This is a genomic window from Salmonella sp. SA15303 (assembly GCF_029962125.1).
Lineage (GTDB): Bacteria > Pseudomonadota > Gammaproteobacteria > Enterobacterales > Enterobacteriaceae > Salmonella > Salmonella enterica.
In genome coordinates, this window is record NZ_CP123925.1 from 1 (window position 1) to 24,865 (window position 24,865).

The following is a 24,865-nucleotide window of genomic DNA, read 5'->3' on the forward strand; positions in this document are numbered from 1 at the left end:
ATGATTAAAAACAACGAGTTAATCCATCCTTTTGACGTAACCAGTAATGAATCAGGTAAGACTTATCAACTGACGCCTAACTCGTCCAAGTCGGTTCAGCCCGTGGCCCTGCTGAGATTGAGTGTATTTACCCCTGTCGGCACAAAAGAAAACCGCGACCGAAACTTTGAAGTTGATGCCTCTGATGAGCTTTCGTGTATGGAAATTGCAAGATCGGAGGGTTATGACGACATCAAGATAACTGGTGTCAAACTATCTATGTCTACCGACTTTAAGTGCTGGCTCGGGATCATCATGGCTTTCAGTAAATATGGTTTTACTTCCGAGAAGATTAGCCTGACTTTTAACGAGTTTGCGAAGATGTGTGGTATCAGTTCAACAAACATCAACAAACGAACTCGTGCGCGCTTTAAAGAGTCATTAATGAACCTTGCATCGGTAGTGCTTGCCTTCTCAGACTCTCGTAGTGGTCGGTTCACAGTAACGCATCTGGTGCAGAAGGCTATGATTGATCCAAAAAGCGATACTGTTGAGCTGGTTGGGGATCCTTCTATGTGGGAACTGTATCGTTACGACCATAAGACATTGTTAAGCCTTCAGGTTCTATACATTTTGGCTAAAAAAGAAGCTGCGCAATCTCTCTATATTTATTTTGAAGCAATGCCAGCTGGTACGTTGTTCGTTAATATGAAACGGTTGAGGGAAAGGTTGCTTCTTACAACCCCTATTCGTACGCAAAACCAGATAATTCGTAAAGCAATGCGGGAACTTGAATCTATCGGATATCTCGATTATCAAGAAGTTAAGAAAGGTCGCGACATACAATTTCAGATCTTCAAAAGAAGCCCTAAGCTGGCCCTTGCCAAACAAGGTTGAAAGCTATCTGGTATGCACTGGTTATAACCTGCTGAAAAATAAGTTATTTATCAGTGCTATGCTTAGTGCTTCTTTTACTACTGGTCTTACATCTCGGCTTAATGTGCAAAAAAGTAACTTTTCAAACGAACTCCTGACTATTCATCTGTATGCCTTTCTGACTCAAGCGTACATGCTAGCCCATTCATTAAATGCCGTTGAGCAAGATGGTTTCGTGCGCACTCTATTCACGTGAATGCCTTTTGTGGATTACGCCTCTTACATTCATACAAATGCTTTTGATGTCGGTATCCCAAAAATTCATTCATTGAAATGCTTTTGTTTGCCACTGTATCCCGAGCATAGCTATGCAGTGGTATAAAAAGGCATTTTGGTGAATGGCATTAGGTCGAATGACACACAGTTCAGCTTTGTTAAGAGCGAGAATGGTCCAAGACATCTATGACATTGGGCATCAGAAGGACTATGTGCTTGATATGAGATCAAAAAAATATCAGAAGCATCACAACTCCAATGGCATTCAAAGAAATGCCTTTGTTTTGTTAGTACACCAAACAACCCAAAATTCATGCAGTTATATCAAAGACTCATTCGCAAAAGGACTCAGCCAGAAAGCATTTGCTTAAATAGCATTGGCCAAAAGCATTCGAATGAATGATGTTCGTATGGACAAGACAAAGTCCCACTCACGCCCAGAGGTGTAAAAGGCATTTAGATGAATGACGCACCGGCCCGAGGATTGTATGTAGTTTCTCCAACTGATAGTTGCCGAACCAGGGAGCACAGTGATATGCGGCCTTCTCAGAATCAAGAGATAGATAATAAGGGAACAAAAAAGATTAGATATGAAGCTTAGTTACCTGCCCGATATCTAGTTAGAGCTTTTCAAACCATCAAAAGTGACTTTTATGCTTGAGGAGTCTCATCAGCTTCAGGATTGAGCTTAACGTAATCTTACCCCCTCCCCTCTTTCAAACTTTTACTAAGCGTTCACTGGTACCTTTCAAAGATTATGCTTTAGGCCCTTTGCTTAAAAATTCACCAATCGCTAAACGTTAAAAAAAGGGGGTTTATGCGAACGGAAGGATCGGAATAAAAAAGTATTATTCATTCGCGTTTACGTGAACTCAAATCTACACGGAGTAATTATGGAACTTTCTTTAAATATTGGCCTTAGTGAAAAGAAATCTAACACGGCTGCACTTTTTAAAACAAAAAGCGCAAAAGTGATTTTGTTTGTTCTGCTGACCGTGCTTTTTTGCGGTCTGGCATATGCGGGTTCAGATGATGGGGCACTGGGAGATATTTGGTCATACATGAGTGAAAGTATGACTGGAGCTCCGGGCAAAATTCTGGCAGCCGCGATGTTGATCTCAAGCGTATATTTCTCTGTCCTTAAGCCTAACCCGGGCCTGGCACTGGTTTCATTATTCATGATGCTGGTAATGGCCAACGGCGAGAAAATTATCAGCACCTTTATGGATGCTGGCGTACCGCTGTAATTTATTGTTAATCATGCATGAGGGGGTTCATCCCCCTCTCTGGATTTTTAATGAGTAAGCAGAACGACGTTCCTCAGCATACCTATAGATTCCCTTTCAGGATCAACATGCCTCTACTGATTTTGTTTTGGGATGCCAAAAAATTAGGGCTTGCATTCATTCTGGTTGCATTTGGGAATATCTTCGAATGCTTCGGGTTTTCTGTTGTAGCAGCGGTTGTGTATTGGATTGCGTATAACAAAGCAGCTGAGTCAGGAATAAGAGGATTGCTAAAACACAAACTCTGGTGGCTCGGTTTTTTGCCAGGTAAAGCAGTTTTTAGTAGCCGTTATTTCAACGATCCATTTATCAGAGATTTGTATTCTTGATGGAGCTATGAATGAAAATGCTAAGTGGCATTAACATCCCTTTTTTCAAAAAATCTAAAAAGGATGAAAACGGTGATCTTGAACAGTCATACGTAAAGAAAGATGAAAGTGCTAAGGGACGTTTTTTGGACATTAAAAAACGATTTAGCCCACAAGCTGAAGCGTCAGGTGCTGGAATTACATACAGCGCCCTGATTAATCGTGATACAAAACTTATCCGCATTAATACTGTTTCAATAGCCGTCATTGGGTTATTGGTTGCAAAGATTCTTTTTTTCACTGACCCAGTGACGATTGTTACCCCTCCAAACATGAATGAAGAGATCACGGTTGTTGGTAACAAAGCATCGGAATCTTATAAAACACAATGGGCTCTCTTTTTTAGTACCCTTTTAGGGAATATTAATCCAACTAATATTTCCTTTGTGACGGCCTATGTCCTCGATGCCCTTTCACCTGAACTACAGGCTAAAACGAGTGAGTCTTTACAGGAGCAGATAAATATCATGCAGGCTCGTGGTGTTGAGCAGACCTTTAAGCCTAATGATATTTACTTTGATCCAAAAAATGACATGGTCTATGTCTGGGGTACCAAAACGACTCGACTTGTAAATGTTCCGGACAAAACTGAATCATCGAAATGGACTTATGAATGGGTTCTCGGGATGAAAAATGGTCGCCCAAGAATTGCATATGTAAATCAATATTCCGGAACACCGAATATTAAAAAAATTACGATAAACGGCAAAGAGCAACTGGCAACGCTGGATAATCCGCCACCGTCTACAGGTAACAAGTGATGATTAAAAAAAAGGGCTTAGGCTTCAACGCAATTACAGCATTGATCATGCTCACGACTTCGAACTGCGTAATCGCTGAAGAATACCAATTGCCAGCAACAATTAATAACCCGGTTGTAATGCCAGTTGGTGCTGACGGATTTCAGAATGGAGCTGCAAAAGCCATTATTCCGGGTCAAGCTGGTTCTGAACAGTCAGGTGCACAAACAAACCTTAGTGAAGCCGGTAATGCGCAGGGACAAAAACCTACAACTGATCTCCCTACCGTGCAACTTTCCCCAGCCAGCAATGCTTCGCCTGCGGTAAGCGCTATTACTGGAGCATTATCAAATAATCCTAGTCTCCCCGGATTTGACGCACAGACCCGATCTGGTGCAATTGATAGCTATGGGAGACCAACAGGTACCTCTTCCCAGCAGAATGCAACCAATGCGACCGCCACGTCAAAAGCCGATGAACTTTATGTCGAAGCTCGTAACCGATATAAAGAAGTTCAGCGTGTAAATGTGCCGCCTGGTGGGAATGTGGTACTGCCAGTTTCACGAGGACTTCAAAACAGAATATCGACCAGCTTCAAGAATGCTTCTGTCAGTACTTCTACCCCTGCTGAAGAGGCAAGCATATTTGTTAATGGTGGCGATGTCTTTATTTCAACTAATACCGATAAACCAATCGGGATTATGTTGTCTGAAGATCAGGTACCTGAATCGACCTATAACCTGACCCTGGTACCGCTTGATGTTCCCGGTGCGATGATTTCAGTTACTACATCTTTAAGCCCATCTATGCAAGCCAAACGTGAAACCTCATTGGATAAGCAAAACTATGAGGAAATGTTGGCCCGCTCCCAGTCAGAAGAACTGGCTCCAACGGATCCAAAACAAGACGATCATAAACAAAGAATCATTGATTTATTGACTCCTGTGGCTCTTGGTGAGGTCCCTTCAGGATTCAGTTTACAACAGGACCGACTTTCTCGTATTCCTGCGCCAGAGCAGTCACCATGTAACTTTAATATGTATGCAAAGCTCGGTCAGAGACTGGTTGGCTCACGTGAACTTATTGATGTAATTCTTGTGAAAAACGATAAACCATACGGTCAAATCGTTGCTGATCAGCAGTGTATGGCAGAAGGCGTTATTGCAAGTGCTTTATTTGATAAAGCATACCTGCAACCGGGAGAAGAAACAGAGCTTTACATAGTCCGGGATAAATTGTTCAAGGAACGCGAGGCCCGGGTTACAACCAGACCAAGTCTAATCAGAAAATAATATGGGAAAAGTTACTTTGCCTGCTCTGCTTGGGGCCACCGTGATTGGTTTTGTCGTATTTGCTTTAACCAGCTTTTACTACAGGTCAGAATATATACCAAAAAGGAGTGTATTAATCGTTCCGGACGCACCCATTAGTATCGAAGATGGCAGTAACGCTTTTCCCGTTCAGACAGTAATAATGAACGATCCAACTCTTATTGATAAATTTGTAGGAGAGGGCAATATTAATGAGGAGAATGCTTTTGACTATCACAAAAGTAACGTTTTGGAACCTAATTACAAACATGAAATATCTAGAACGAGCCAGATAGATAAAGCTGAAATGAATCATCCATCTGTTCGTGAAAACTGGGCCAGAGCAGGTGAACCCTATATCGTTCCTCAGATGTCTGACAGCGAACGAAATCTAAAAATTAAACGATTCCAGAAACCTACAAGTGGAGCTAATCATGGACATTAAAAAGGCCTGGGAAAATAAGACCGTCAGACTTTCTGTTATTGGCGCTCTGCTGGTAGTGATTGTTTATATTATTAGCCAGTCTATTTTTTCCACACCAGTTAAGAAAGAAAAGAAAACACAGAAAAAAGACATGCAGACCAATTTGTTGTTAGATGATTCGCAAATGAACAAATTGAGTAATGAAGAAAGCCAGAAAGTATATAAAGAAATGGTTAAGCAAAACCGACTTGACCAAAATGCGGCGAAAGAGGACCGCGAAAAAGCAGAAAAAGCCCAACAGGAAACTAAAGCCCAAGTTGCAAGTTTAACTTCTCAACTTCAGCAGCTGTCTCAGCAAATTAATGATATGCAGACAAATCGAAACGGCAATCGTAACTTGGATGCTGGTAGTTCGCGTAAAACGATTAATGAGCAGGCACCGGCAGCTCCTTATCAGCTTAATGCTAATGCGCCGATTAATGGCGTAAACCCTAATTACGCTTCTATCACACCTACGCGTAATAGCCCAATGAGAACAATCACACAAAGTTCCATTAAGACTAATGGTACCGATGGTGTCATTCAGGTTATGCCCGTGTCTGAAAACAGAATCAAGGAAGGCAGAGAGGTCATTGCAGGAGATAAAGCGCCAACTCGGACTGTACGAGGTGATGGTACTGCGCCAGTTGATAGCAAAGCGCGGCATGCTGCCCGAAAAGATGAAATGTTTCTTCCGGCAACATCTATTATCACTGGTGTTCTGATTACCGGGCTTGAAGCGCCTACAAGCCTTTCTTCCAAATCAGAACCAATGCCAGTAACGATGCGTATTAAAAAAGATGTCATCATGCCCAATAATTTCACCATGGATTTGCGTGACTGTAACCTTCTGGGTTCAGCTGTTGGTGATCTGGCGTCACAGCGTGCTTACATACGTGCCACTTCTATCTCTTGTGTTAATTCAAAAGGGAAAGCTTTTGACGTAAAACTGGAAGCATATGCTGTAAGTGAAAATGACGGAAAAAATGGGATCCGAGGCACGCTTATCAGCCGAAATGGTAACGCAATTGCAGGAGCTGCATTTGCCGGTGGACTTTCTTCACTTGCCGGTAGCTTAAGTCCCAGTAAGGTATCTTCACTTAACATCGACCCTAATTCACAGGCTCAGTATCAGTCCCCTAATTTTGGTGCACTTGGGGCATTAGCCGGGGCTGGTGCAGCTCAAGGTGGTCTTAATCGACTCGTCGATTACTACACCGCAATTGCAGAACAACAGTGGCCAATCGTAGAAATTAGCCCTGGCCGAGCTATTACATTTGTCGTTCAGACCGGAACTACAATTCCAACGAATCTGACCAGTCGCTGAGGTTTAAATGGATAGTTTAGAAAAAAAAGAATCGCCTGAATCAGCTGGACCTGAAATCACTAAAAAAATGGTGCGAGAAAGGACAACAAAAAAAATTACCTTCGAAATTGATATTGAAAAAATATTGAAGTATTTATTTTTCTTCGCCTTTGCCGTATTGGTCATTATTTATGGTTATAAAGGCTTTATGAATGTTTACGATTACTTCAATAAACAATCCCAGCCTTCGTACAAGATTGCAGTGCTTGACATGCCTGAATTACGTAAGGAATTTTTCAAGCATCACGGAGGCCGTACTGCTGACAATGATAGATCTCAATTCGAAGAATATTTCAGAACATTAATGAAGATCTACCGTGACCGTGGCTATTTAATTATTGATGCAACGCTTGCCGTTACTGTACCGGATAGTGTTGAAATCGTCACTTATATGGAACTTGAAGATAGCTCTGAAGCGGTACAATCAAGTTCTTATAATGCAAAGAAGTAGAGGGCACCCAATAGTGAAAAAGTTACTTTTCCCTTTAATGGCGGCTTTCGCCATTATGGCGAATACGGTCACTTATGCTTCAGAGCAGGTCCTAACTAATAGTGATGCTGCTGCGTTAATGGCAAAGGCAAAGGAAGGTGGCGTTTCACCCAGTCAGATCTCGGGTGTGTTATCAAAAATGAAAGGATATAAACCTAAGGATGCCATATACATTCCTTCTGGTGGGCTATACCTCTTTCAGGACGAACGTTCGCAGCTAATGGCAGTAACGACCGATGGCCGATACTCCCTTACTGGGGGAAGCCTTGTTGATGTAATTAAACGTAAACCTGTTCTGACTGTAGAAGAAATCAGGAATTCCTATTTTATTAGTCTTGATGAGGCCCCCTTCCCTCTGGAAACTGTAGCGTCCATTCCTCTGGGAAATTCAAAGCTTAAAAGACAAGCAGCCATTTTCATAACACTTGATTGTGACGGTTGCATGGAACTTGTTAAGAAATTCTATGCAGATCGGGACAAGTATCGGATAGATATTGTTTTAGTTCCCTCACCCGGTGAGCCAAAAGAAGAGCTTAGAAGGCTCTGGTGTAGTAAAGAAAAAGGAAAAATAAACAACCTCGATATTCTTCGTTGGCTAATGGGAAGCAAATCCGACATTGAAAAAAGATTGCTCTCTCAAAAAGAAGCAGAAGAATGTCCGGCGGAACCTTTGGTAGCGTCATTGATGCTCGCAGGAATTTATAAATTGCAGGGTGTACCTTCAGTTGTCAGACAGGATGGTTTGGCTGGTAATGGCATTCCAAAAGATTTCGACTACTGGTTGAACCAAAGCGTTGAACCTCTCTTAAAAAATCCATTTGAGACAAATTAAGGCTAGTTTATGAACATCAAAAGATTGGTACTCAGTGCTCTGGTTGTAGGTACATCCTCATATCTTACGGGGTGCTCCATCGGTAGTTCCGAATCCGAATGTCCAGGCATTGAAAAGGGCGTTATCTGTAAAGGTCCTCGCGAAGTTATGGAGTTAACTAATAATCGAGATGATCTGTCTGCACTGGCGGGGGAAGAGTCGGAATCGGGAAAGGAGAAATCGGCTGTCAATGACAGCCGTTATCCAACTGAAATTAGCCCTCCAGGGGAAGTCAAATATCCACAGTCTACTACCCTTAAAAATCAGCCTGTGGCTTATTCAAAAACCGAAATTAAGCCAGTTGGTCAGTTACCTGTCATGTACGATAAAACTTTAAAAATGGGTGCCCCTACTTCATCCATTGGACCACGGCCTATTTCTGGTGTACCGGTTAATTCAAACGTAAGGATGACTAGCAGTTATAGCACTGCCTCTTCAACTGGTAACCCTTTCGTTCATCCGGCTGCGGAAGTCGTTAAACAAACAAGCTATCCGGTTTCTGCTGGAAATGCCCCACGCTACGTTGCACCTAATTCTGATATCAGCCCTGGTAAGGATATGTACTCTCTTTACAATGGCCAGCCCGTTAACCCGACTCTCAACCCTGGGCAGATCCAGCAATACCGTTCGCAAGGTTATAAACAAGCTGTAGTGGCTCCTGAACCACTTGCTGTTCTGCAACAGGGGAAAGTAATGAGAATTACTTTTGCACCTTATACCGATGATAACGATGCGCTTAATCTTCCCGGCTACGTTTATGTCAACGTAAAACCGCAAACATGGATTGCTGGCAAGAATTCGACCTCAAACCCAGCTCGCATAGTTCCTTTAGAAGTACAGGATGCGGCCCGGGAAAATATGCAGCAGCAACAAAAAGCAACTAAAGCTGTCTCTTCGAACGGCATTGTTAGACAACTGTAAGGTCAAATATGGAAGCTATCAATAATTACAATAGCGGTTTAAATCGCCATCAATTAGGTGGGTTTATCCCTGTTTACGATCAATTAGCAGGGACTCACTATTTTTTGATTGATGGCAACAGATTAGGGTTTATGTTTATCTGTAATCCATCCCCTGGAGTTTTTGATAATCAGCAAGATGTTCTTGCTGAAATGTTCAAAATGGATTTCCCTACAGATACTGTCTGTCAAATATCTCTGACTGCATTGCCAGACCTGACTTTACAGCTTAGTGCTTGGTCAGCTGTGCGAGGTGGGCGTATGACTGGGAACGATAAGCTTAAAGCAGATCTGCTTAATGGTTATCAGTTGGACTACTACGACAGAAGTATGCATAAGCCTTTAAAACCTGATCATGATAACCTTATGTTGAGGGATTTTCAGGTATGGATCTCGCTATCGATTCCTTTACAGTCTGCCCTTCCTACCGAGCTGGAACATTCGCGTATCGATTCACTTTACTCTGAACTTGTAAGTAAGTTAATTACGATTGGATTGCATCCGTTTAAGGTCGATGCAGAAAACTGGCTCTATTGTATAGATAAGGTCGTAAACCCCGGAAAGAACTCCCGGTGGGCTGAAGGTTTCATAGACGTTAACACTATGAAAAGGCTTAATGAACAAGTTAACGTTCCCGGCCGTAAGTATACAGTCACAGAAAATCATTTCTCATCAGTCACACAAAGTGACGACGAATCTGAGCATCGTTACTTCAAACAACTTTCCGTTGTAAAGTTTCCTGAATACGTCAATTTCGGTTGTATGTATGAGTTAGTAGTTAACTGGATGCATGGACGTAAGACAATTTTCAGCCCATTTATGATCACTCAGACTGTTCAGTTTGCCGATCCGCTCAAGTTATCAAAAGAAAACGTCCGCTACAAAGCAATCACTAATAAACAGGCAAGTATACCTTCAGTTGTCACATTCTGCCCTCGCCTGCGGGATATGGATAATGACTACATGGCCGTAACTCGCGAGCTTGAGGATGGCGCAAAGCTTTTAAGAGGGTATCTTACTTTCACTGTTATGGGTAGTAATGCCAATTCTGTGCAGACAGCAGCTAACGATCTCAAATCCTTTTACCTCGAAAGCCGGGTCAAAGTAGCAGATGATTCCTTTATCGTTTTCCCGTCATTTATGTCATGTCTGCCAATGTGCAATGACCCAAAGACAATTTTCGACCTTGACCGTTCCGAAGTAGTGAGCAACACCGGAGCGGCTCATATGACACCGATCTTTGGGCCCTGGAAAGGTAATACAGATAGACCAGTACTGAGTTTAGTTTCTCGTGAAGGTCAACTCATGGGACTTGATATTTTCAAGACTTCTGCAAGCTATAACATGGTTATTGGTGCAACGTCAGGTGCAGGGAAGTCATTCTGGACAGCATATCTAATCAATAACTATCTTGGAGCTGGACCGCGATCTAATAACCTCGTTCATTATCGCTCAACATTTAAGCATTTTTTAGAAAACGAATACCCAGATGATGATCCTGACGGTGCTCAAGTATTTGTTGTGGACGTGGGCCGTTCTTACCAGGGGATTGCGGAACAATATACAAACAGTCAATTTATTGATTTCGGTAAAACCCCTGACTTCACCCTAAATCCCTTTGCCTTCCTAACTGACATCACTGTTAACGACGATGTATTTAACGAAGCACCTGAATTTACCGGTGAATCAACTTCAAACGATGCAGAAAAAGACAAAGTTGCTCAGACCATAATGGTTTTGAATCAGCTAAAAATTATGGCTTCAGAGAAAGGCCTTATCGATGATTATCAACAATCAGTGATGCTTCAGCTTATTGCAGAAGAGTACCAAGAATCCAGAAAATCAGGTCGGACCGGTTCAATAACCGGCTTTGCTCTGCGTTGCAAGAAGCATGAAGACAAACGTATAAAGGATATTGGGGAGCAACTCGGAGCATGGTGCGAAGGTGGAATTTATGGGCACCGGTTTACCGATACGTTGCCTCCAATCAACTTCGACAGCAGATTTATTGTTTTGGAACTGGAGGAGCTAAAAGGCACCCCCCACCTTCAGACAGTTGTATTAATGTCTATCATTCAGGCTGCTCAGCATGCAATGTTCATCAAAAAAGATGGGCGTCGTCGCTTGTTCATCCTTGATGAAGCATGGGAGTACATTCGTCCTGATAATTCATCAGGTGCCGGAAATCAATCAAACCAATTCTTCTCTTCCTTCCTCGAAGCGGCATGGCGTAGGTTCAGGAAAACAAACTGCGCTGGCATCTGTATCACACAGTCGTTTGAAGATTATTTTACTTCTTCTGTTGGCCGGGCCCTGACTGCTAACTCGCCTTGGAAGATAATCATGAAACAAGAAAAAGAAAGCATTGAAGCAATGAAGGCTAATAAATATTTTTCTACTTCAGATGCAGAATATGAACGTATGAAAAATATTCGTACAGTCAAAAAGGTGTTTTCAGAGATGTTAGTCAGGTTCGAAAACTTCCAAGAGATCTGTCGGTTATACGTAGACCGGAAAATGGAGCTTTGTTTTACTACGGATAGTGCTGACAGGAGTAAATTATGGGAAATTCAAAGCCGCGAGAATTGTAGCTATGGCGAGGCAATAGAAATTCTCTATGCTCAAGAAGTAGCAGCGGGTTTGGCCGCGTAGAGTAAATATCTTCAAGCAAAAATAATTAAACCAGATGTCTCATAAGAATCTGGTTTTTTATTGTATGCCTTAAGTAAACAAATGAGGTTGTGACTTAATGAGTTCATCACTGTGCTGCAAATTTTGGTTTTATAATTAATGTGGTGTAAAAACAGTGACATAAATACAAATCGCAGTTAGGTTGTGTACGCATTAAGTAAACAAAATTTATAACTTCAATACTGACATTATAAGATGAAAATCACGTAAATTACATTTTTGTTTACCAAAGGTAATCAAAGTAGCGCGGCATTATTAGTGAAAACAGATCACTGGTGTCATTTTGCATACAAAACTTAATATCCTTTAATCATTCTTCTAAAAGTTTATTATTAACGGTTTGGTTTCTGAAAATTTATCCAATTTGCTCACCGAAGACTTTTAACTTATTTAACCCCCTTTATCGCCAAACTGTGATTTTCTAATGTTAGTCTACAGTTCTAGGGCCCTTGCTCCCATGATGCGAATCCTGCCACCTAATAAAGATTAACGCCTCATTCCTGTATGCCGGTCTTACGACGCCAGTGCACGGACTATTTTTGGTCATCACAAGGACAGGCGGGAGATTTAATCAGGGCGTGGTGTTGCTGAGCAGCAGCTGCGGCACTGTAAGCCGAAGGCGGAATTAACTCCTTTATCACCATCTGGGGACGTCATTATGGGTAGCCCTTTTAACTTACTCAGGACCATTAAGCTAAAATTCCGGATAGCGATTGACGTAAGATTTAGGCTAAGCAGGTAAAGTGATCCCCGCTCCCGGGGTGACAACTTTATACAAAAGGCCGAGCGGAAGATTGTCCTTAGGGAATATTTCTTTAACACAGCACGGGCACTTACTCACGCTGCCGGATTTAACCCCCTTAATCGCCAAACTGGGGTTCTGTCCTCATGCTGGCCTTCAGTTCTGGGCGGGGTTGCTATCACTTGCTCCCTAATGCGAGATGTACCTGCTGATACAGATTAACGTCATATTCCTGCGTGCCGGTCTGCCGACACCAGTGCACGGGCTTTTTTCGGTCATCACATTACCGGGCAGGAGATTTTATCAGGACGTGGTGTGACTGAGCAGCAGCTGGGGCACTGTCATCCGCTTGCAGATTTAACCCCCTTAATCGCCAAACTGGCGTTCAGTCCTGATAGTGTCCTTCCGTCCTGGGCAGGGTTGCTAACACTGGCTCCCTTAATACGAAATGCGCCTGCTGATAAAGATTAAAGTCACATCACTGCATACCGGTTTGCCGACTCCGGTGCATGGCCTTTTCCGATAATCACAAGGACGGACGGGTGATTATATCTGTGCATAGTATGTCTGAGCAGCATCAGAAGGCACTGTCAGCCACTGGCAGATTTAACCCCCTTAATCGCCAAACTGGCGTTCAGTCCTGATAGTGTCCTTCCGTCCTGGGCAGGGTTGCTAACACTTGCTCCCTTAATACGAAATGCGCCTGCTGATAAAGATTAAAGTCACATCACTGCATACCGGTCTGCCGACTCCGGTGCATGGCCTTTTCCGATAATCACAAGGACGGACGGGTGATTATATCTGTGCATAGTATGTCTGAGCAGCATCAGAAGGCACTGTCAGCCGCTGGCAGATTTAACCCCCTTAATCGCCAAACTGGGATCAGTCCTGATAGTGTCCTTCCGTCCTGGAGAGGGTTGCTAACACTTGTTCCCATGATACGAAATGCGCCAGCTGATACAGATTAACGTCTCATTGCCCATACCGGTCTGCCGACACCGGTGCATGGCCTTTTCCGATATTCGCAAGCACAGATGCTTGATTTTTTCAGGGTGTAATATACCTGAGCAGCATCTGAAGGCACTTTCAGTCGCTGTCAGATTTAACACCCTTAATCGCCAATCTGGGATTTTATGATGTTAACCTCCAGTTCAAGACCCTTGCTCCCATGATGCGAACCTTGCCACCTGATAAAGATTTACGCCTCATTCCTGTATGCAGGTCTTACGACTCTAGTGCACGGACAATTTTCGGTCATAACAAGACCTGGCGGAAGATTTAATCAGGCGTGGTGTGACTGAGCAGAAGCTGGGGCAATGTCAGCCGCTGGCAGAAAAAACCCTTATTCGCCATCTCAAACCGTCATTATGGGTAGTCCTTTTAACTTTCTCAGGACCATTAAGCTTAAACTCCGTTTAGAGAATGACGTAAGATTTAGGCTAAGCAGGTTAAGTGATCCCTCTCCCGGGTTGAACACTATATTCATCGTACGAGCGGAAGATTGTCCTTCGGGAAATATTTCTTAAACACCGCTCGGGATCTTATTGCCACTGGCGGATTTAACCCCCTTAATCGCCATACTGGGGTTCTGTCCTGATGCTGGCCTTCAGTTCTGGGCTTGGGTTGCTATCGCTTGCTCCCATAATGCGAAATGTGCCTCCTGATACAGATTAACGTCATATTCCTGCGTGCCGGTCTGCCGACACCAGTGCACGGGCTTTTTTCGGTCATCACATTTCCGGGCAGGAGATTCTATCAGGGCGTGGTGTGACTGAGCAGCAACTGGGGCACTGTCAGCAGCTTGCAGATTTAACACCCTTAATCGCCAAACTGGGATTCTGTTCTGATGTTGACCTTCCGTTCTGGGCGGGCTTTGGTTTACTAACACTTACTTCCATAATACGAAATGTGCTTGATGATGCAGATTAAATTCACATTACTGCATACCGGTCTGCCGACACCGGTGCATGGGCGATTTCCGACGATCTCAAGAACATATGGGAGATTATATCAGGGAGAGTAGTATGCCTGAGCAGCATCTGAAGGCACTGTCAGCCGCTGTGAGATTTAACCCCCTTAATCGCCAAACTGGGGTTCTGTCCTCATGCTGGCCTTCAGTTCCGGGCTGGGTTGCTATCACTTGCTCACATAATGCGAAATGTACCTGCTGATACAGATTAACGTCATATTCCTATATGCCAGTCTGCCGACATCAGTGCTTGGGCTATTTTCGGTCAAAACAAGACCTGGCGAGAGATTTAATCAAGCGTGGTGTGACTGAGCAGCAGCTGGGGGCACTGTCATCCGCTTGCAAATTTAACCCCCTTAATCGCCAAACTTGGGTTCAGTCCTGATGTTGGCATTCCGTTCTGGGCGGCGTTGCTATCACTTGCTCCCATTATGCGAAAAGTGCCTGCTGATACAGATTAACGTCATATTCATGCATGCCGGTCTGCCGACACCAGTGCACGGGTTTTTTTCGGTCATTACAATACCGGGCAGGGGATTAAATCAGGGCGTGGTGTGACTGAGCAGCAGCTGGGACACTGTCAGCCGCTGGCAGATTTAACCCCCTTAATCTCCACACTGGGGTTGCCTCCTTAAGTTGGGTTTCATTTCGGGGTGAGGTTGCTAACTCTGCTCCCATAATTCGTAGTGTGCCTCCTCAAGAGATTAACACCTCATATCTTTAGACTGGACTGACGACAACGGTTCACAGTTAGGAAACGTATATCAGCACACCGGTGAGATAGATTTTAGGGTCTAAGCAAGAAATAGGGTAGGCGTGAAGATTCATTAATGGAGCTCTTAACTTCAAAGCGTAGAGAAGGAGACAAGAATCGTGGTTTAAACAGGTTGTGCATTAGGTATGGACTAGAGAGTCTGAGCTCACATCTGCAAGTTAAGCTCACAAAAAATCATAAAAAAGTAAACAAACATTAGCTTAAGATTGAAACTAAGGATAGAATTGTACGCATAACAAGGAAATGGACGCATTATACGTAAAGTTTACATATATGCGTAAAAGTCGGTTTTCAGTGCAAAAAGGTCATAACCATGAATTTACTTGAAAAGATCGCCCTCGTTGGTCAGCGCATGAAAAGCGAGCAGATTTCTCTAAAGGAATCTCTGATGGCTTCATCAAGAGTATCTGTTTCTGATGATAGTGTTGATGGTGTTGATAGACTGATCTATAACCACTGTTTGAATAAAAAAAATCTCTCTGATTTTTTTGGGAAGTCACGAGTAACGTTCAATAAAATACTTTCGGACTTAGAAGAAAAAGAACTTGTTGGTGCACCTATTTATCAAAACAAAAATCATCTTTACACCCGCTGGGATGTTCAAAAAATAATGGATGCCCTGGGTTATCCCAAGTACCGCGATCATTACTTTAGCAGAGCTATTGTTACTCAGAATCATAAAGGCGGTACAGGGAAAAGCACTACATCTGTAGCTTTAGCAGTAGCAGCTGCTTTAGATCTACAACTCAATGCACGTGTATTAATGATCGAATGGGACCCACAAGGTTCGATTGGAAGCAGCATGATTCAAAGTGTCTCAGAAGATGATGTCTTCCTTACAGCAATTGATGCAATCCTTGGAATTTATGAAGAAAATTCTGAGTATAAAAAATATTTAGATTCAGGATTCTCTGAAGAAGAAATCATCACTAATATGCCTTTTTCAACGCATCTGCCAAACTTGGACGTAATAACGGCTTTTCCGACAGATGCTCGTTTTAAAGATAAATACTGGCAATGTTCTAGAGAAGAACGTACGTCTTTGTTACTACGTTTCAAGGAAGTTATCTTACCGGTACTGAAGCAGAACTATGATTTGATTATTATAGACACTCCACCTGAAGATTCACCTTTGATCTGGGCTGCTGACGAAGCGGCCGATGGGATTCTTGTCGCAGTGTCACCACGTGAATATGATTACGCCTCTACTACAGACTTCATGCTTACAATAAGTGAAAGGTTTAAACAATCACCAAGTAAGGGCGACAATTTAAAATGGTTCAAAGTTCTTGCTGTCAATGTAGATGACAAAAGTCCATATGAAAGAATAGTTTTGGATAAATTAATCAGAACTGTTCAGGACCTTTTGATGTCCGCTAACATAAAAAATTCTGAAGCATTTAAGGCAGCTGCTTCCAAAGGGCGTACAGTGCTTGATATCAAAAAATCAGAGGAACTTTGTTCCGCAAAGCAGCTTGATGTCGCAGAAGAATCTGTATTACAGGTATATCAGCAATTTATAAATGAAATAAAAAGTTTTTCAGCTAAGCAAGGAGTTAACGCATGAGCGATGAGCAACATATCGGGAATGATAAATCTCGATATTTAAACGCACCAAAGCGGACAGAAGTCGGTCACCGTTCAGGTCTTGCGGGTTTGAAAACAGCACCTCGCATAAAAAAGTTATTCACTCTTCATAAGGGCCGGAGACTTGAAGCGGAACATGTGATTGTTCCAGCCCAGAGAGTGGAGAAGGAGACCTTAGTCCATCCAGCGAACCCACGAAATCAAGAAGCCCTTACAGATTATTCTGTTAGAGATATTCTTAAGCAGATTGAAGAAAGAGGGGTCGATACCGAAGGGATCGCTGTAAAAAGAGATGGGGTTTATTTATTAATAGAAGGAAGTCGCAGACGTTTCTGCTGTATAAAGGCAGAAAAGGATCTCCCCCTGTGGGTTCTTCCGGATGAACTAACCGAAGATGATATAAATTCAATTATATCCGCAGCACAAACATCTCGAAAATTTTCATATAGAGAAGTTGGGTTTCAATTTATCAAAAAAATGGAAGAAAAAGGATTTTCTACTAATGAAGAACTCGCAGCATATCTTGGGATTAGTCATGTATCGGTAGCCAAAAGAATCCAGGCGGCCCGTATTGACGAAACATTGATCTCTTTATTCCCGGATTATGAAGGAATCCCGAACTCCTATTATAGTCGCTTGTCTCGTTTACAGAAATATGTGCAAAAAAATCTATTTCCTTTAGATGAAGTAATAGATAATGTTAAAGAGGAAACAAAAGATTTAGACATTGGAGATCTCCAGGTTGCTCAAAAAGTTGTAATGGAAAAAATCACACAATCTGTGGAAAGTGTTTGTGAAAAAACTTATTCCACAAAATGGGAAACAAGTGATCTTATTACTTTTGATAACAAAGATAAGTATGCAAGAATCAGTAAAAACAATACTGGTAGAAAAATTCGCTTTGAATTCAATAGGATAAATGCGGGTTTTATTAAGGAACTAGAGGAGTTCATAAAAGAAAAATTAAAAGTATCAGAATAAATATTGAACTGCATCTTTATGATGCAGTTCATATGATTTATATTTTTAATTTCTTGTTATATTAATATGGGGTGTGCGCAGGTTCAGACATATAAGGTCTTAGTTCTATATGAACAGAAGCGCCATTCCCATCATTTACTACGTTTAAAGGTGCTTTTCCCGGCAATGACATAGTTGCAACGTCAGGTCCAGAAACAGCAAAATTATTTTCTGCTGAAGGCATTACTGTAAAAATCTTTATAGCAACATTTTCATGTCTAAATAATGAAATCCCAAAAGTAGAACCAGCTTCGGTATTGCTCACGTCCACAACCACAGGGGTTTTTCCTAGATATTCATTAGTTAGTATGTTTTTTACTAATGCCCCTTCCGGGACAGTATAGATACGGTATGGATATGCTAAAGCCGTGTGACAAAAACATATTAAAATAACAATTAATGTTTGTTTCATAGATTATCCTCATTCAAAAATAAAAGATATAACTCTTGAAAATCGTGGTTAGTAATTAGGTCCGCTTTTCCGGGAAAATCGTAACTAACAGAAAATAAAAGCGAAAGCGAATCTTTTCCTTTTGCTTTGGGAGAGATTCTGCTAAAAGCACGGTTAATAAACATAAGTTGATCTTCATTGTTGAAGCAAAGTCCAAGCATTCCAACCGTAGGAACTACGAATGTGCTTACGCTGCCTGGGGGCAAAAGTTGCTTACTACGGGCATTGTAAGCACAACGACTACCACCTAGCGTTAGGCCTGAAAGCTCAATAAAACTTCTGGTTCCATTCTTGGCGACAAGCCAAACATCAGTTCCTGAACTTTCGACACGTAAAGTAACTTTTCCGTCAGTAAAGGCCTCACTTTTATTGTATAGAATAGGGTCAAAACCAACTGTCGGGAGTTCTTCGATTTTACTTTCTACTGACTGACAACCAGTCAGTAATGCAAACAATAAAAGTGTGATAACTTCAATCATCCCGCTTCCTTAGATTGTTTTTGGCGCTCGTTATAAAAGATAATGATTCACCGGGGTAGAGAATTGTTTCTTTCGTCCAATAACCATAACCACCGAGGATATTTTTTCTTTTCTCAATATAAACGGGTTCAGAAAATACTAAATGTTGATATTTAGGAAGAGATAAGATTTCATATTTTCCTTGTCCAACTAAGAGGTAATTCTTCTCTTTAGGATTGATGGTTACTGGATTACCAACACTTTGAGGTATGTTAAGTTTTTTTATATTTAGGTCAGAATAGTCAGGAACGGACACTTGATCATTAGACGTATTTCCGGGAAGAGTAAACCCTTTACCCTGATCCGGTCCAAAGATGGCAATTATATCTTTGTTGTTTCTTGTGATCGAAACGATAGCCTGAAGGGGCGTATTAGCAAGGTCATTTATAAACGATATAGTTAGACTTGATTTTGGCTCGACCCAAACAATGCTTTTTCCGGATGTGCCTTCGCTTAATGCAATTTTTTCATTTAGTAAGATTTTATTTTTGGCAATGATATTATACTCAAGTTTTGGTATCACAATAAAAAGTGATTCTTTATTTGAAACATTCATGATTTCTAAGAAATTGGTTTTGGTCATGCTGGTCTTTAGAACAGGCCTATATTTACCATTTATAAACCACCTTCCGTTTATAAGCTCCGCTTTAGCAGATATAAGTGAATCACTTTTCTGTGCGGCAGAAGAAAAAGCATCTTTTCTATGCTCTTTCTCTTGATGTGGTGCAGCTGCTGCGTGAAGATGCAAAAGTAATGTTGAAATTGAGATAATCTTCCAATTTATCTTCATCTTGTTACCTCAATGTTGTTTTCAATCGAATCGAGTTCTAAAGGATAGGTTTTAAGTGAATAAAACTTGTTTGTTGTTTGTATTAGCTGATGACACAATAAAACTGGATTGTTCTTCATGATTATTTCTACTAATGTAAGTGCTGGTGAGTCAGTTTGCGGTATACCCGGAGCAACTATTACCTGGTCTTCTAATTTTGACATATAGAGTGATCCAGTATTTATATGCAAACAATTACCGATCAGTACTGGAAGATTGTTTTGAGTACGACCATGGGCTTTTCGAATGCTGTTTACAGGATTCCTACCTAGGACCATAAGGTTGACGTCATTTATCATCATTGGTATTACGGCATGGTCCATACCGAATAGAAACTGGCTCTGAAAAATATTCACATTGGCATAGTTGAATGCTTGAAGCGCATTATAAGTATCAGTGAATGATGTGCGGATAGGGGCGTAATCAGAAGGGCAAACCCCAATTTTTATATCGCCTTTTAGTAAAATCTGCATCATCGTACCAAGCTGGGTATTAAGAAGTTTTTTTACCTCTTCCTCTAAATAGTAACGATTCACAGCTTTATGCCACTTTCCGCCCATTACACACCATCTCTCATTGAGGTATGTGCTGGGGTAAAATGTTCTCCGGTCTTTGTTTAATGGTAACAATTTTTTTAACATTTCTTCTCCGGCTCCGGCAGCTGAGAAATGCCTCACAAAACGTCCATCGAAAAAGCCACTGTTTATCGCCTTCATCAATTCTATGGGTTCCGGCCCATAGTCAAACAAATTTCCAGTAGAGAAAATTACTATCTCTTCTTCTGGCTTTGTAACTGATTGGATCAAGTTGCACAGCGCAGAGTAATGTCCATGAGGATCTGCCAGAAAGAAAATCCTTCCGGAGAAGTTTGTAAGGTCTATAGTTTGGACGTGCTCAGCTGCCATAAATTCCTCTACGTATGTTTACATCGATGATACGGTATTTCGAACTATGATTTTTTTACAAAAAGGCGTCATTTTGGATTCTAAGCCTAAGGACCTTTGTTACTTACAGGTAAAGGCCCCAGTCCTGGCTCTCAAACAGTTCATACTTAGGATGCAAAGTAACTTTCTGATTATAATTGGCTCCTTTATAAACATGGTTAATACATGAATACAGGAAATTTAACGGTAAGGTATTTAAAATGGAAGGATGCTGAAATAACATAGACTTACGTATTTTTTTAATAGTGTTAATGTTGATAATAGGTCACCATTAATGTATAAAGTTAATATCTAATATGGTCCTATTAATAAAAGAGAGTTTTTATGGCTGAACTATTAAAATCTGAAAGTCCTGTTTCACCATCAGTGCAGGATATCACTGAAGCTTTAAAAATCGTTGTCGATGATGGAAGTAAAGCTGCAAAACTGGTTTGTCTTAATGAAAGAAACGAATTAGTTCCCTTGCTTACACAAAATAGTTTTGTTCCAGATTTCCGTGTTCGCCATGAGGGTCTCAATCCTTTTAACTATCTTATTGATGGGCTGGAAAGGTTTTCGCATCACAGCGAATCTAGTAACTCACTGGAATCGACTGATGTATCTCACCAATACGATGAAATTAGCCGGTTAAATGTTCACCATGCACTTCATGCTTCTGGTTTAGTTCCTCAGGATGTTCACCTCTTTGTTACTTTACCACTTAGCCAGTTCTATACTGCTTTAGGGGAAACGAATATTGAAAATATTCAGAGAAAAAAAGATAATCTGATGAAACCAGTAGAGCGTTATCTTGACGGTAAACGCTATTCTTTTAACGTTTTGTCTGTGACTGTTTTCCCTGAATCTTTACCAGCTGTGACCCGGGCAGATGAAATTGAGGATATTGCTTCATTTGAATCAAGTTTGGTAATTGATCTTGGTGGTACTACTCTTGATGTTGCAAGTATTACTGGGCAATTAGAACAGATTTCGAAAGTAAAAGGTTTTGACCGTATTGGTTGTTCTATTGTTTACGATGAGATCAGCAGGTATCTTGAATCTGAGAAACTGAATACGAGTAATGCTTACATTCATCATCTTGTTGATAATCGTCATGATAAATCAGCTTTGAAGGTTGCAGAGGACAAGCGTGACGGTGTTTTTGATGCGGTAAACTCTGCGGTACAGAAGTTGCAAAGTAAAGTAATCAGAGCGGTTACACAAGTCGAAGAGAGGCCTCATAATGTTTTCCTTGTTGGGGGAGGTTCATATCTCATCGAAACAGCTATTCGTAAACATTTTGAAACGGCTAAAGTTATCATGGTAGACAATCCGCAGTTCGCATTATCTTTGGCAATTGCTGATACTATTTATTCAGAATAATGAGCTAGAACATGGCTAAATACCCTATCTCAAATAAGGCAGATAACGACCGGATTCAGATCCGGTCTTTCTGGATATCCGAAAGAAAAGCACCCTATGTTTATAGTTTCTTGAAAAAAACAGAACTTTGTCATAGGGGTGACCAACTGGATTTAATTAGGTCGGCTATTAGTACCGGGTTGGTATTAAATAATTTATTTCCTGACTTGGCAAATTTTATAAATGGTTTAAACGAAAGATTAACACTTGCAGATCTTAATAGGTTTCTGAATGATGGAAATACTATAGATACTGAACCTAAGCCTCCTATTAATGTATTGCTAGAGAATGTCTTAGATCAAAAGTTTAAGGAGTATTTAACACCTCTACAATTAGATAATTCAAAGCAGGATTCTGTTTCTGTAAAAGAAACCTTCCTTGTACAAAAGGAACATGCCTGCTTTGGTGTGAAGATTGAAAATGAGGGAAGCGATACCTCTATACCATCTGAAAGCCCACTTTCTTCAGGTGCATCCAAAATTTCAAAAGAAAAGTCCATTTCCTCTGTGGTGCCAGTGCTAGAAAAAGTATCGGATGAAAATCAAACCGCCTCCATAAGCATAAAATCTAAAGCTAAGGCAAACAAGCGACTAGCGACTTTGGCAAGATAGGGCTTTGTTGAATAAATCAGATTTCGGGTAAGTCTCCCCCGTAGCGGGTTGTGTTTTCAGGCAATACGCACGCTTTCAGGCATACCTGCTTTCGTCATTTTGTTCAGCGCTCGTACCAGGGCCATAGCCTCCGCAACCTGACCATCGTAGTCACGCAGCGTCAGTGAACCCCCGAACAGCTGTTTTACCCGGTACATCGCCGTTTCCGCTATCGAGCGACGATTGTAATCTGTTGTCCATTTCCACCGCGCATTACTCCCGGTCATTCGCTGATTAGCCACTGCACGGTTACGGTCTGCATATTCACCGGGCCAGTAACCCGCACCTTTTCGGGGAGGGATAAGCGCGCTGATTTTCTTACGCCGCAGTTCATCGTGACATAGCCGGGTATCGTAAGCGCCATCGGCGGCGGCTGACCTGATTTTCCGGTGGGTTTGCCGGATTAACCCGGGGAAGGCCTCTGAGTCCGTAACGTTGTTCAGCGACAGGTCTGCACAGATGATTTCATGTGTGTTGCTGTCAACTGCCAGATGCAACTTTCGCCATATACGACGGCGTTCCTGGCCATGCTTTTTGACTTTCCACTCGCCTTCACCGAAGACCTTCAGCCCGGTGGAATCAATTACCAGGTGTGCGATTTCACCCCGGGTGGGCGTTTTGAAACTGACATTAACCGACTTTGCCCGCCTGCTGACACAGCTGTAATCCGGGCAGCGTAGCGGAACGTTCATCAGAGAAAAAATGGAATCAATAAAGCCCTGCGCAGCGCGCAGGGTCAGCCTGAATACGCGTTTAATGACCAGCACAGTCGTGATGGCAAGGTCAGAATAGCGCTGAGGTCTGCCTCGTGAAGAAGGTGTTGCTGACTCATACCAGGCCTGAATAGCTTCATCATCCAGCCAGAAAGTTATGGAGCCACGGTTGATGAGGGCTTTATTGTAGGTGGGCCAGTTGGTGATTTTGAACTTTTGCTTTGCCACGGAACGGTCTGCGTTGTCGGGAAGATGCGTGATCTGATCCTTCAACTCAGCAAAAGTTCGATTTATTCAACAAAGCCGCAAGATAGGTGAGAGACAGTACAATCGACTTCTGAGTTCAACTTGTCTTACCAGGAAAGCCAGCATACTTGCTGGCCTTTTTTTTGTTATAATAAACTCAGGCTTCAGCTGAATCTGTAAAATTACTGTTAATGAAACGGTATTTTAGGTTAATTTGGATGCTGTTACAGGAAGTGCGGATTTTTCCTAAATTTGTAAAAAACCTAAGAATTATCTTAATAAATCTGGTACTTAATTATTATTTTACGTAAAAAGTCTTTGTGGTTTAATGGTTATGTAAGGATTTTTTGATACCCTTATACCCGATGGACCTAAGGTCACTGACAACGATGTTCATGTAGAATCTTCGTTTCTGTAATCCCTTTTGTCCTTGTCCCAAATGATTGATTATTATAATAAAGGCTGATCGAATGCTATCTCGCAACTCACTAATACATGGTTTACGCCGAGACCAGTTAATCGGAGTTCTGACTATTTCAGAGTTTCCGGTAGTTATGGTAGAAAGCCACTTCATTCAGTCTGAGGTTATGGGAATAAAACCCGTAATTTTTAATATTGATGAGCTTCTTGTTTCTATATCCCCAATTTCCTCTCTTAAGTTCGATTGGGAGTGGGCCCCAGTTGATACAATACTCATTGAAGTTATCATTCCACCTGTAGAGTCAGACCTTGTAAGTGCAGAAAATGACTTCCTCCGTGATTCTGGTATTGGCCATATCCAGTGCGAGCCTGGCGGAGCATCAATACGACGTACAGTTACCTTCGTTGGTGGAATAACCGCTGATAACTTACTGTATCAGTTGAGGCTTATGTGCGTAAGCGCGTTAAAACTTTTAGGAGAGGAACTGGGGGATGAAGTCTAAGATTAGATATGTTTTATCTGGTTTTGTTGTGTTATGTGCATTTGCTGGAGTTTATAAAATCCTAAACAATGTTCCGGTTAAACCTGACCTTTTGGACTTCACTGGAAACACATTTAAAAAGACATCACTCTTCCTGCCATGTGATAAAAGCTCGCCTTCTTTAAACATTAAAATTGCTGATAACGAGAAAATCGTGATCAACGGCATCGCTTCAAAAGTAACTTTTGTTGAAAAGGCTGACCCCGTCAAAAGCCCTGGTTTTTGTGATGATCTTGATCTAAACAATTCTCGCCTTGTACATACGGCATCTTACAGCCTGGTGATTTCTGAAACCAAAACAGGATTTACACTATCAAATTTCAAGCATCTTGCCGATGATGAATCATTAGGCGGTATGTGGTTTTATCAAAAGTGACTTTTTA

General features: G+C 41.7%; 23 protein-coding genes. 18 read left to right on the plus strand and 5 right to left on the minus strand.

Going from position 1 to position 24,865, the window contains the following annotated elements; translation table 11 throughout:
• The 14 genes from QEN31_RS23670 to QEN31_RS23735 all read left to right on the plus strand — a co-directional run bounded on the left by QEN31_RS23670 (nt 1) and on the right by QEN31_RS23735 (nt 17,729).
• On the plus strand, nt 1–876 hold the full coding sequence (locus QEN31_RS23670; protein ID WP_000594611.1) for a RepB family plasmid replication initiator protein: 876 nt from the start codon (nt 1–3) through the stop codon (nt 874–876).
• Between the two features lie 1,148 nt (nt 877–2,024).
• Nucleotides 2,025–2,378, plus strand: a complete 354-nt coding sequence (locus tag QEN31_RS23675) for a hypothetical protein (RefSeq protein ID WP_000423602.1) — start codon at nt 2,025–2,027, stop codon at nt 2,376–2,378.
• A 17-nt stretch (nt 2,379–2,395) separates the two neighbouring features.
• Nucleotides 2,396–2,746 carry a type IV conjugative transfer system protein TraL gene (locus QEN31_RS23680; protein ID WP_001447770.1) on the plus strand — a complete coding sequence of 117 codons (351 nt, stop codon included), beginning with the start codon at nt 2,396–2,398 and terminating at the stop codon, nt 2,744–2,746.
• An 11-nt stretch (nt 2,747–2,757) separates the two neighbouring features.
• On the plus strand, nt 2,758–3,546 hold the full coding sequence (locus tag QEN31_RS23685; RefSeq protein WP_000783153.1) for a TraE/TraK family type IV conjugative transfer system protein: 789 nt from the start codon (nt 2,758–2,760) through the stop codon (nt 3,544–3,546).
• Entirely contained in the window at nt 3,546–4,817 is a 1,272-nt protein-coding gene (locus QEN31_RS23690) for a TraK domain-containing protein (protein ID WP_000592092.1), read from the plus strand. The genes QEN31_RS23685 and QEN31_RS23690 overlap by 1 nt, the downstream gene beginning before the upstream one ends.
• Nucleotide 4,818: 1 nt before the next feature.
• Nucleotides 4,819–5,280 (plus strand): plasmid transfer protein HtdO, encoded by a 462-nt coding sequence (gene htdO / locus QEN31_RS23695; RefSeq protein WP_000521242.1) that lies wholly within the window; start codon nt 4,819–4,821, stop codon nt 5,278–5,280.
• A complete protein-coding gene (trhB, locus tag QEN31_RS23700) occupies nt 5,270–6,625 on the plus strand; it encodes an IncHI-type conjugal transfer protein TrhB (RefSeq protein WP_000351841.1) in 1,356 nt (451 codons plus the stop codon). The genes htdO and trhB overlap by 11 nt, the downstream gene beginning before the upstream one ends.
• Nucleotides 6,626–6,632: 7 nt before the next feature.
• The gene (locus QEN31_RS23705; RefSeq protein WP_000377632.1) at nt 6,633–7,115 is read left to right on the plus strand and encodes a hypothetical protein; all 483 of its coding nucleotides are present in this window, start codon (nt 6,633–6,635) and stop codon (nt 7,113–7,115) included.
• Between the two features lie 118 nt (nt 7,116–7,233).
• The gene (gene htdT / locus QEN31_RS23710) at nt 7,234–7,986 is read left to right on the plus strand and encodes a protein-disulfide isomerase HtdT (protein ID WP_182911723.1); all 753 of its coding nucleotides are present in this window, start codon (nt 7,234–7,236) and stop codon (nt 7,984–7,986) included.
• A 9-nt stretch (nt 7,987–7,995) separates the two neighbouring features.
• Nucleotides 7,996–8,946 carry an IncHI-type conjugal transfer lipoprotein TrhV gene (trhV, locus tag QEN31_RS23715; RefSeq protein ID WP_001022588.1) on the plus strand — a complete coding sequence of 317 codons (951 nt, stop codon included), beginning with the start codon at nt 7,996–7,998 and terminating at the stop codon, nt 8,944–8,946.
• An 8-nt stretch (nt 8,947–8,954) separates the two neighbouring features.
• Nucleotides 8,955–11,636 (plus strand): TraC family protein, encoded by a 2,682-nt coding sequence (locus tag QEN31_RS23720; RefSeq protein ID WP_000387412.1) that lies wholly within the window; start codon nt 8,955–8,957, stop codon nt 11,634–11,636.
• Nucleotides 11,637–14,184: 2,548 nt separating this feature from the next.
• A complete protein-coding gene (locus tag QEN31_RS23725; RefSeq protein ID WP_001371949.1) occupies nt 14,185–14,346 on the plus strand; it encodes a hypothetical protein in 162 nt (53 codons plus the stop codon).
• 1,128 nt (nt 14,347–15,474) lie between these two features.
• A complete protein-coding gene (locus QEN31_RS23730; protein WP_001050364.1) occupies nt 15,475–16,728 on the plus strand; it encodes a ParA family protein in 1,254 nt (417 codons plus the stop codon).
• Nucleotides 16,725–17,729: a ParB family protein gene (locus tag QEN31_RS23735; RefSeq protein ID WP_001278838.1), complete on the plus strand. Its 1,005-nt coding sequence runs from the start codon at nt 16,725–16,727 to the stop codon at nt 17,727–17,729. The genes QEN31_RS23730 and QEN31_RS23735 overlap by 4 nt, the downstream gene beginning before the upstream one ends.
• 61 nt (nt 17,730–17,790) lie before the next feature.
• Here QEN31_RS23735 and QEN31_RS23740 read toward each other — a convergent pair whose 3' ends face one another.
• The 4 genes from QEN31_RS23740 to QEN31_RS23755 are packed head-to-tail and all read right to left on the minus strand — an operon-like array spanning nt 17,791 to nt 20,471.
• A complete protein-coding gene (locus QEN31_RS23740; protein WP_000815011.1) occupies nt 17,791–18,180 on the minus strand; it encodes a hypothetical protein in 390 nt (129 codons plus the stop codon).
• Nucleotides 18,177–18,698 (minus strand): hypothetical protein, encoded by a 522-nt coding sequence (locus tag QEN31_RS23745; protein ID WP_327258413.1) that lies wholly within the window; start codon nt 18,696–18,698, stop codon nt 18,177–18,179. Before QEN31_RS23745 ends, QEN31_RS23740 begins: the two co-directional genes overlap by 4 nt.
• The gene (locus tag QEN31_RS23750) at nt 18,691–19,527 is read right to left on the minus strand and encodes a hypothetical protein (RefSeq protein ID WP_000700976.1); all 837 of its coding nucleotides are present in this window, start codon (nt 19,525–19,527) and stop codon (nt 18,691–18,693) included. Before QEN31_RS23750 ends, QEN31_RS23745 begins: the two co-directional genes overlap by 8 nt.
• Nucleotides 19,524–20,471, minus strand: coding sequence for a metallophosphoesterase (locus tag QEN31_RS23755; RefSeq protein ID WP_000718595.1), 948 nt, complete (start codon nt 20,469–20,471; stop codon nt 19,524–19,526). The genes QEN31_RS23750 and QEN31_RS23755 overlap by 4 nt, the downstream gene beginning before the upstream one ends.
• A 363-nt stretch (nt 20,472–20,834) precedes the next feature.
• On the opposite strand from QEN31_RS23755, the gene parM reads away from it, so the two are divergent.
• Complete coding sequence (gene parM / locus QEN31_RS23760; protein ID WP_000818954.1) at nt 20,835–21,872, plus strand: plasmid segregation protein ParM domain-containing protein; 1,038 nt, start codon at nt 20,835–20,837, stop codon at nt 21,870–21,872.
• 11 nt (nt 21,873–21,883) lie between these two features.
• Nucleotides 21,884–22,522 (plus strand): hypothetical protein, encoded by a 639-nt coding sequence (locus QEN31_RS23765; RefSeq protein WP_012695436.1) that lies wholly within the window; start codon nt 21,884–21,886, stop codon nt 22,520–22,522.
• Between the two features lie 56 nt (nt 22,523–22,578).
• Here the strand turns inward: QEN31_RS23765 and QEN31_RS23770 are convergent, their stop codons facing one another.
• Nucleotides 22,579–23,547, minus strand: coding sequence for an IS5-like element IS903B family transposase (locus tag QEN31_RS23770; protein ID WP_072201439.1), 969 nt, complete (start codon nt 23,545–23,547; stop codon nt 22,579–22,581).
• Between the two features lie 443 nt (nt 23,548–23,990).
• On the opposite strand from QEN31_RS23770, the gene hdtA reads away from it, so the two are divergent.
• Nucleotides 23,991–24,443 (plus strand): H transfer determinant A, encoded by a 453-nt coding sequence (gene hdtA / locus QEN31_RS23775; protein ID WP_000952689.1) that lies wholly within the window; start codon nt 23,991–23,993, stop codon nt 24,441–24,443.
• Nucleotides 24,433–24,858: a hypothetical protein gene (locus QEN31_RS23780; protein ID WP_000836981.1), complete on the plus strand. Its 426-nt coding sequence runs from the start codon at nt 24,433–24,435 to the stop codon at nt 24,856–24,858. Before hdtA ends, QEN31_RS23780 begins: the two co-directional genes overlap by 11 nt.
• Nucleotides 24,859–24,865: the final 7 nt, after the last annotated feature.

What these genes read in the sequence shown, in the direction of transcription:
- QEN31_RS23670 (WP_000594611.1), top strand. Translation starts at nt 1, where the DNA reads ATGATTAAAAACAACGAGTTAATCCATCCTTTTGACGTAACCAGTAAT.
- QEN31_RS23675 (WP_000423602.1), top strand. Translation starts at nt 2,025, where the DNA reads ATGGAACTTTCTTTAAATATTGGCCTTAGTGAAAAGAAATCTAACACG.
- QEN31_RS23680 (WP_001447770.1), top strand. Translation starts at nt 2,396, where the DNA reads ATGAGGGGGTTCATCCCCCTCTCTGGATTTTTAATGAGTAAGCAGAAC.
- QEN31_RS23685 (WP_000783153.1), top strand. Translation starts at nt 2,758, where the DNA reads ATGAAAATGCTAAGTGGCATTAACATCCCTTTTTTCAAAAAATCTAAA.
- QEN31_RS23690 (WP_000592092.1), top strand. Translation starts at nt 3,546, where the DNA reads ATGATTAAAAAAAAGGGCTTAGGCTTCAACGCAATTACAGCATTGATC.
- htdO (WP_000521242.1), top strand. Translation starts at nt 4,819, where the DNA reads ATGGGAAAAGTTACTTTGCCTGCTCTGCTTGGGGCCACCGTGATTGGT.
- trhB (WP_000351841.1), top strand. Translation starts at nt 5,270, where the DNA reads ATGGACATTAAAAAGGCCTGGGAAAATAAGACCGTCAGACTTTCTGTT.
- QEN31_RS23705 (WP_000377632.1), top strand. Translation starts at nt 6,633, where the DNA reads ATGGATAGTTTAGAAAAAAAAGAATCGCCTGAATCAGCTGGACCTGAA.
- htdT (WP_182911723.1), top strand. Translation starts at nt 7,234, where the DNA reads ATGGCAAAGGCAAAGGAAGGTGGCGTTTCACCCAGTCAGATCTCGGGT.
- trhV (WP_001022588.1), top strand. Translation starts at nt 7,996, where the DNA reads ATGAACATCAAAAGATTGGTACTCAGTGCTCTGGTTGTAGGTACATCC.
- QEN31_RS23720 (WP_000387412.1), top strand. Translation starts at nt 8,955, where the DNA reads ATGGAAGCTATCAATAATTACAATAGCGGTTTAAATCGCCATCAATTA.
- QEN31_RS23730 (WP_001050364.1), top strand. Translation starts at nt 15,475, where the DNA reads ATGAATTTACTTGAAAAGATCGCCCTCGTTGGTCAGCGCATGAAAAGC.
- QEN31_RS23735 (WP_001278838.1), top strand. Translation starts at nt 16,725, where the DNA reads ATGAGCGATGAGCAACATATCGGGAATGATAAATCTCGATATTTAAAC.
- QEN31_RS23740 (WP_000815011.1), bottom strand. Translation starts at nt 18,180, where the DNA reads ATGAAACAAACATTAATTGTTATTTTAATATGTTTTTGTCACACGGCT.
- QEN31_RS23745 (WP_327258413.1), bottom strand. Translation starts at nt 18,698, where the DNA reads ATGATTGAAGTTATCACACTTTTATTGTTTGCATTACTGACTGGTTGT.
- QEN31_RS23750 (WP_000700976.1), bottom strand. Translation starts at nt 19,527, where the DNA reads ATGAAGATAAATTGGAAGATTATCTCAATTTCAACATTACTTTTGCAT.
- QEN31_RS23755 (WP_000718595.1), bottom strand. Translation starts at nt 20,471, where the DNA reads ATGGCAGCTGAGCACGTCCAAACTATAGACCTTACAAACTTCTCCGGA.
- parM (WP_000818954.1), top strand. Translation starts at nt 20,835, where the DNA reads ATGGCTGAACTATTAAAATCTGAAAGTCCTGTTTCACCATCAGTGCAG.
- QEN31_RS23765 (WP_012695436.1), top strand. Translation starts at nt 21,884, where the DNA reads ATGGCTAAATACCCTATCTCAAATAAGGCAGATAACGACCGGATTCAG.
- hdtA (WP_000952689.1), top strand. Translation starts at nt 23,991, where the DNA reads ATGCTATCTCGCAACTCACTAATACATGGTTTACGCCGAGACCAGTTA.
- QEN31_RS23780 (WP_000836981.1), top strand. Translation starts at nt 24,433, where the DNA reads ATGAAGTCTAAGATTAGATATGTTTTATCTGGTTTTGTTGTGTTATGT.